General features: G+C 50.6%; 5 protein-coding genes. 2 read left to right on the top strand and 3 right to left on the bottom strand.

Annotation, left to right across the window (positions count from 1 at the left end):
- Positions 1–546 precede the first annotated feature (546 nt).
- A complete protein-coding gene (locus tag TY10_RS26280) occupies positions 547–1,200 on the bottom strand; it encodes a hypothetical protein (protein ID WP_052350781.1) in 654 nt (217 codons plus the stop codon).
- A 252-nt stretch (positions 1,201–1,452) separates the two neighbouring features.
- Between TY10_RS26280 and TY10_RS26275 the strand changes: the two genes are divergently transcribed.
- Positions 1,453–2,463: a LacI family DNA-binding transcriptional regulator gene (locus TY10_RS26275; RefSeq protein WP_042170551.1), complete on the top strand. Its 1,011-nt coding sequence runs from the start codon at positions 1,453–1,455 to the stop codon at positions 2,461–2,463.
- A gap of 22 nt (positions 2,464–2,485) precedes the next feature.
- On the top strand, positions 2,486–4,669 hold the full coding sequence (locus TY10_RS26270; RefSeq protein ID WP_042170549.1) for an alpha-galactosidase: 2,184 nt from the start codon (positions 2,486–2,488) through the stop codon (positions 4,667–4,669).
- A 50-nt stretch (positions 4,670–4,719) separates the two neighbouring features.
- Here the strand turns inward: TY10_RS26270 and TY10_RS26265 are convergent, their stop codons facing one another.
- Both TY10_RS26265 and TY10_RS26260 read right to left on the bottom strand, forming a co-directional pair.
- Positions 4,720–5,724, bottom strand: a complete 1,005-nt coding sequence (locus tag TY10_RS26265) for an iron-hydroxamate ABC transporter substrate-binding protein (protein ID WP_042170546.1) — start codon at positions 5,722–5,724, stop codon at positions 4,720–4,722.
- Between the two features lie 106 nt (positions 5,725–5,830).
- Complete coding sequence (locus TY10_RS26260) at positions 5,831–6,616, bottom strand: helix-turn-helix domain-containing protein (RefSeq protein WP_042170543.1); 786 nt, start codon at positions 6,614–6,616, stop codon at positions 5,831–5,833.
- Positions 6,617–6,663 lie beyond the last annotated feature (47 nt).

The raw sequence follows: 6,663 nt of genomic DNA, 5'->3' as shown, positions 1-6,663 counted from the left end.
TTGCTATCCCCCAACTAACTAGTCTTGGCCCGCCCCGCAGCGAAATTACCTTCGCAAAAAAGCGAATCCAATTCGCTGTAGCGTGAGTTGGAGCATAAAACCTAACTGTCGGAGCAATAAACCCTAATCCGAGCTTTAGCGAGCACGGAAATGCCCTAACGAACCAGCTTCGCTAAATAGCGAAGCCATATTCGTAATAGAGCCCCGCCGCCCAGCAACTGTATGTCCACAACGAACCAAATTTCGCTATTGGCGAACCTTGGTTCTCGAAAAGCGAAATAAAGTTCGCTGTCCGCCAACTAACTAGTCTTGGCCCGCCCCGCAGCGAAATTACCTTCGCAAAAAAGCGAATCCGCTTCGCTGGAGGTTTGACCGCCGATGTGTGACCGAGCACCGCGGTGCCATCGCGGCAAACAACCCTAGCTAGATACAGAAGACAGTCATCCTTCAAATGTCGTTTTTGCAGCTCACATAGAACACGAGGGGCGATAAGCACTGTAGCAGTAAGCCATGAACCATTCAGTTAGCGGGAGCCACAACGATCACTCAAATCGTCCAACTGGAATGGACGATGGCGCTCAAGTGCCAGACAGAGCCGTCCTGCTCCAATACTACAATCAAGCTTTCCCAGTCCATACCCTCGTATTGCGGGTCAAAGCCGCTGAAGTGATATTCCACCGTTGTGCTGCCGGGAAAAACTTCCTCGATGTTGATTAGTGAATTGCCCTTGCCGACGATAGTATCTATGCTGACCGTTTCAGCCGCGGCAAAATCCTGATCGTATACAAATTTGTCGTAATAGCGGCTGAAAGTTAAAGATATCGCTTCACCGGAGCCGTCGTAATCTCCCCAATAGTAAACGGTAGAATCATCTAGGCCAGGAAGTTCATCTGCTTTAAACACTTTGGCGCTGGCCGTATCAATATGGGCATAGGGAGAGAAAAGAACCCCCTTATCCGGATGAATGTAAGAAACGAGAGCTTGATGATCTTTGTTTTTCAAAGCGGTAATAATAGCTTCAGCAGTTTGTTCGGCTGTGACTGGCTGCAAGTCAGGCGTCGGCGTCGCGGCAGGCGGTTGAACAACTGGCGGTGAACTGGCTGCCGGAACCTTCGTCCCTCCCCCGCCAATATCCGCCGAACATGCGGAAGCGAAGACCATGATAAGCAGCAGCATGAGCGGGGTCAGCATTTTTGTCATCAACGAATCCCTCCATTCTCTATAGTTAGTGTAACCACAAAGACGTAACACAGACGTTATTGTTGCAGCATACGCAGCCTATTTTAGTCTAATAGTTGCAGGAAGCCGTAGATATTTGGTACAATTAATATGTAATTTAGTAAATTTATTAACTAAAACTAATAATCCTATGTTTCAAACAACAAAACAGAAGCAAAAACCTCTGCTGCTATAGGAGCGGATGAACGGAAATTACTTTGAAATGGTGATGCGATGGCTACGATCAAACAAATCGCCGAAAAGGCCGGCGTCTCCTCCGCAACCGTATCTCGCGTACTGAATAACGACGCCTCAATGGCAGTCAGTGATGCCACGCGAGCGCGGATTTTCGCGGCAGCTGAGGAGCTGCAGTACAAGCCGACCCGCCTCAAGCGCTTGAAGCAGGAGGGGATGATGGCGAGCCAGCAAATCGGTTTGCTGCTCTCGTTGTCGGTCGAGGAGGAAAGCAGTGATCCTTACTTCGCTTCCATCCGGCGCGGCATCGAAAGTCGCTGCGAGGAGCTTGGCTTATCCATTGGAAAAGTATGGCGGCTGAACAGCGGCATGGAGCTTCAACCAGGCCATCAGCTTAGCGGACTTATCGCGGTAGGTACGATTGCTCAGGAGACCATCGTCCATCTCATCGGCCATACAGACCGGGTTGTGCTGGTCGATAATTGGGAGCAATTGAGTGATTACGACTCCGTGCATCTCAATTTCCGGCAAGCCGTTAATAGTGTGGTCGATCATTTGCTGCATTTGGGGCATGAGACGATCGCTTATATCGGCGGTGACAGCGACGAAGGCTTCGACCCAAGAACCAAGCATTTCAAGGAACGTTTGGCGAAGCAAGGACTTCTTAAGGAAGAGTTGATCCTGCATGCGGGGGATTGGTCGACGAATGGCGGCTACGAGCAAATGAAAGCGCTGCTGCTGCAAAAAAACCGGCCGACCGCTTGCTTTATCGGCAGTGATCCGATGGCCGTCGGCGCCCTGCGCGCGCTGCATGAACATGGCGTAGACATTCCGAATGAAATGGCGATTGTCGGTTTTGACGATATCGAAATGTCTGCATTTCTCAGTCCGCCGTTATCCACGGTGAAGGCCTATACCGAACAAATGGGCAAAACGGCGGTTCAACTGCTGATGGAGCGAATCAAAGGCCGTGAGGCATCGATGGAAGTTACGATTGAAACAAAGCTTATTATTCGTGAAAGCTGCGGCGGTCTAGCTGCAAATAGTTAATACGACCTGGGAGGCTTACAACATGGGAATTCAATTTGATGCACAGCAACAAATTTTTCACCTGCAATCTAGCGACACTAGCTATGTGATCAAAATCGTAAAAGGCGGTTATCCTGCGCATCTTTATTGGGGCCGCCGCGTTCGTGGCAGCCGTCTGGAGCGTTTGCTGGAGCTGAAAGAACGCTCGTCGTTCAGCCCGACTACCGATCCTGAATTTTCGCTGGACACACTGCCGCACGAGTATCCGGCATTCGGCAACTCCGACTTCCGCTCGCCAGCCTGCCAAGTACAGCTGACAAACGGAACGACTGTATCCGATCTGCGTTACGAATCGCATGAAATCCGCAAGGGCAAACCGCAATTGGCAGGACTGCCTGCGGTCTACACGGAGAGCGATGACGAAGCGGAAACGCTGGAAATTACGTTGAAGGATGCGCTGTCAGGATTGACCGTTGTATTGACATATACTGTATTTGAGAATTACAACGCAATCACACGCTCCGCTAGACTTATCAATAACGGCAGCGCTGATCTGAAAGTATTGCGCGCTTTGAGTATGAGTCTTGATTTTGCGAATGATGAGTATGAGATGCTTCAGCTGTCGGGGGCTTGGGCGCGCGAGCGTTACATCCACCGCCGCAAGCTGGTACCGGGCATGCAATCCATTGAGAGCCGCAGAGGCTCAAGCAGCTCCATGCAAAATCCGTTTATTGCCCTTCTTGGCCAAGGCGCGGATGAAGATCATGGCGAAGTATATGGTGTTAACCTTGTCTATAGCGGCAGCTTTACAGCCGGAGTTGAGGTATGCCAGTTCCATACATCCCGGTTGTTCATGGGTATTAATCCATTCGATTTCAGCTGGCTGCTGGAGCCGGGCGAGCAATTCCAAGCGCCTGAAGTTGTACTCGTGCATTCCTCTGAAGGACTTGGCGGCATGTCGCGCTCTTTCCATGACCTGTATCGCAGCCGCCTAACGCGCGGCAAATTCCGCGATCAAAACCGTCCGATTCTGATCAACAACTGGGAAGCGACCTACTTCGATTTTACTGCAGACAAGATCGAAGCGATTGCCAAGGCCGGCCAGGAGCTTGGGCTTGAGCTGTTCGTACTTGATGACGGCTGGTTCGGCAAACGGGATAACGACAGAAGCTCGCTGGGCGACTGGTTCGTTGATCGCCGGAAGCTGCCAAACGGTCTTGAGGATTTGGTACAACGCGTACGTAACCTCGATATGCAATTCGGGCTATGGTTCGAGCCAGAGATGATTTCGCCGGAGAGCGAGCTGTATCGTGCTCATCCAGACTGGTGCCTGCACGTTGAAGGACGCACAAGAACGACTGCACGCCAGCAGCTGGTGCTTGACCTGTCCCGTGCCGATGTACGGAATTACATCGTAGAGACGGTATCGGCTGTACTTGCAAGCGCGCCGATTACGTACGTGAAGTGGGACATGAACCGCAACATGACGGAGATTGGCTCTGCTCTGCTGCCAGCAGAACGCCAGCGGGAGACTGCGCATCGCTACATGCTGGGTCTGTATGAAGTGATGGAGCGCATTACTTCGGCCTTCCCTGACATTTTGTTCGAAAGCTGCTCCGGCGGCGGCGGACGTTTTGATCCGGGCATGCTGTACTACATGCCGCAAACATGGACGAGCGATAACACAGATGCCGTCTGCCGTCTGAAAATCCAATACGGCACGAGCCTCGTTTATCCGATCAGCTCCATGGGCGCGCACGTATCTGCCGTTCCGAATCATCAGGTTGGCCGTTCAACTCCGCTTGAAACGCGCGGCAACGTCGCGTTGTCCGGCAACTTCGGCTATGAGCTCGATCTGACGAAGTTCACGGAAGATGAGAAAACGGTGGTGAAGGATCAGGTTGCCTTCTATAAGGAAGTCCGTCACATCGTTCAGTTTGGTGATTTCTACCGGCTGAAGAGCCCATTCGAGGGCAATGACACAGCTTGGATGTTTGTATCCAAGGATAAGCAAGAAGCGCTGGTATTCTTTATGACTGTACTTAGCCAGCCGCAGCCGCCGCTTAACCGTTTCACTCTGAAAGGGCTTAATCCAGAGCTGGATTACACGCTCCAAGAGAGCGGAGAGGCATATGGAGGCGATGAGCTGATGTTTGCTGGTCTGCCTTTCCCTCAGTTCCACGGCGATTTTGAGAGCAAAGTGTACCGCTTCAAAGCTAAAGCATAAAATAATAAAAGGCGTTTCGGGAGCAGCTCCCGAAACGCCTTTTTGCTTTGTTACTTCACCAATGCCTTCATGACATCGTCAATGATTCTTTCGTTCGCCAGTTTGCCTTTGTACAGCCAGCTGCTTTTGGAATCGAGCTCAATTACGTTTCCAGCTTTTACAGCAGGGATACTTTTCCAGATCGGGCCATTAATAACGGAGGTATCGCCGGTACTTTTATCGCTGTTGAGGAGGAAAATATAATCCGCATCCAGTTCAGCGAGTTTTTCCAGTGCGATTGGACTCCAGTTGCCGCGTGATTCCTCTGGAATTTCGATCACGAGATTGGAAGGCTTCATGCCAAGATCATCATAGAGAACGGTACCGCTCGATACTTTTTCGTCAACGAGATAAAAGCTTTTGCTTGTCAGCCATAAGATAGCCGCCGATTTCGTACCGATGGCTTCAGTGAGCTTAGCTTTACTGTCCGCCGCTTTTTGCTCATAGTCTTTGATGGCTTGCTCCGCCTGCTCGGATTTGCCAAGCAGACCGCCAATGGTCCGCAGCGCTTCACGCCAGTTGTTGCTTACCTTGTCACCGACGACATAGGTTGGGGCGATTTTGGAATATTGCTCGTACAGCCCCTTTTGCGCGGTTGCTTCAGAGGAGACCAGAATCAAATCCGGCTCGAAGCTCGCTACTTGTTCAGGAGGCATATCATCATCTACAGTAGGTACTCCAGCGAGTTTATCCTGCAAATAATCCTGAACACCGCCGCCGCCGTAAGTCCACTGCGCGACAGGTGTAGTGCCAAGGGCAAGCACCGGGTCTTCCAAATAGGAAGCAACAATCCGCTGCGGATTGGCCGGAATCGTGACTTTGTTGCCGGCTGCGTCGGTTACAACTCTATCAGCTGCCGGTTCGGTGCTCGCTGACGGTGAAGGCGATGCATTCGAATCCTTCGCGCCTTGGTTCTCGCCTTTGCTGGAATTGCCGCCGCAGGCTGCCAGAAGCAGGGAGAACGCTAATAAAAGTATAAGAAGTGAAGCTGATTTTTTGTGATTGCTAGTAAACATGCAGTAGAGCCTCCCAATTCATTAAATATCGGTATCAATTGCGTATATGATCCTCTTTGAATGATAATGATTATCATACTCATTGTCAACGGTTATTATTGTAATACTAAGGTGTAGGAGAGGGTCTATCGCGCATATATTCCGTTGGCGTCGTCCCGGTTTCCCGCTTAAATATTCTTTGAAAATAAGAGACATCGCTATAGCCGACAAATTCAGCGATTTCGCCTACAGTGAGCGTAGAATCCACAAGCATATAGATCGCCTTCTTGATACGTGCGGCATGAACAAACTCACTAATCGTCTGTCCGGTTACACGGCGGAACAGCGTGGCGGCATAGTTAGGGCTTTTGTGAATATAGTCGCCCAACTCTTCCTTCGTTATCTTTTGCTGGTAATAGTCGGATATATACTGCTTCATCCGTTCTACACTTTGATGAATATCCGGTGAGCTTGTCCCCTCGTCAAGCTCGCGGTTCCAGACTGCCAGCCATTCGGTAAGTGCAGCCAGTCCGCGGATATCAGCATAGGGTGCCTTGTCGATCCAGTCGGCATAGACGGTTTTAATTCGTCCTAGACACAGGTCGTACATGCCTAGCTTCGTCTTTACCCAAGTATCGCTTTGGGCGATCGGAAGTCCCGCAAGCTGATCAGCCCCGGTAAATTCGACGACATATTTCTCATGAAACACAGTCGGAATACATTTGCCGTAGTAGGATTGGCAGGCAGGAATATATAAGGACTCTCCTTTGTCCAAAATCACCTTTTCATGCTCAATCCAATAGACGGATTTGCCGTAGCTGGCCAGTACAAGCGTAGAGGAGCCAGGTGGCCGCGACCCGTCGTCGAACCAATCTACGCCCCGGTCCTGGCGGATTTGCACAAATCGAATCATGGAAAAAGCCCCTTTCAAAAACGTACTATTTTTCATATAGCGTACTA

Origin of the sequence: Paenibacillus gorillae (genome assembly GCF_000513275.1) — a bacterium.
Classification (GTDB): Bacteria; Bacillota; Bacilli; order Paenibacillales; family Paenibacillaceae; genus Pristimantibacillus; species Pristimantibacillus gorillae.
Note: the sequence above shows the minus strand (reverse complement) of the source record. Positions and strands in the feature narration are given on the sequence as shown.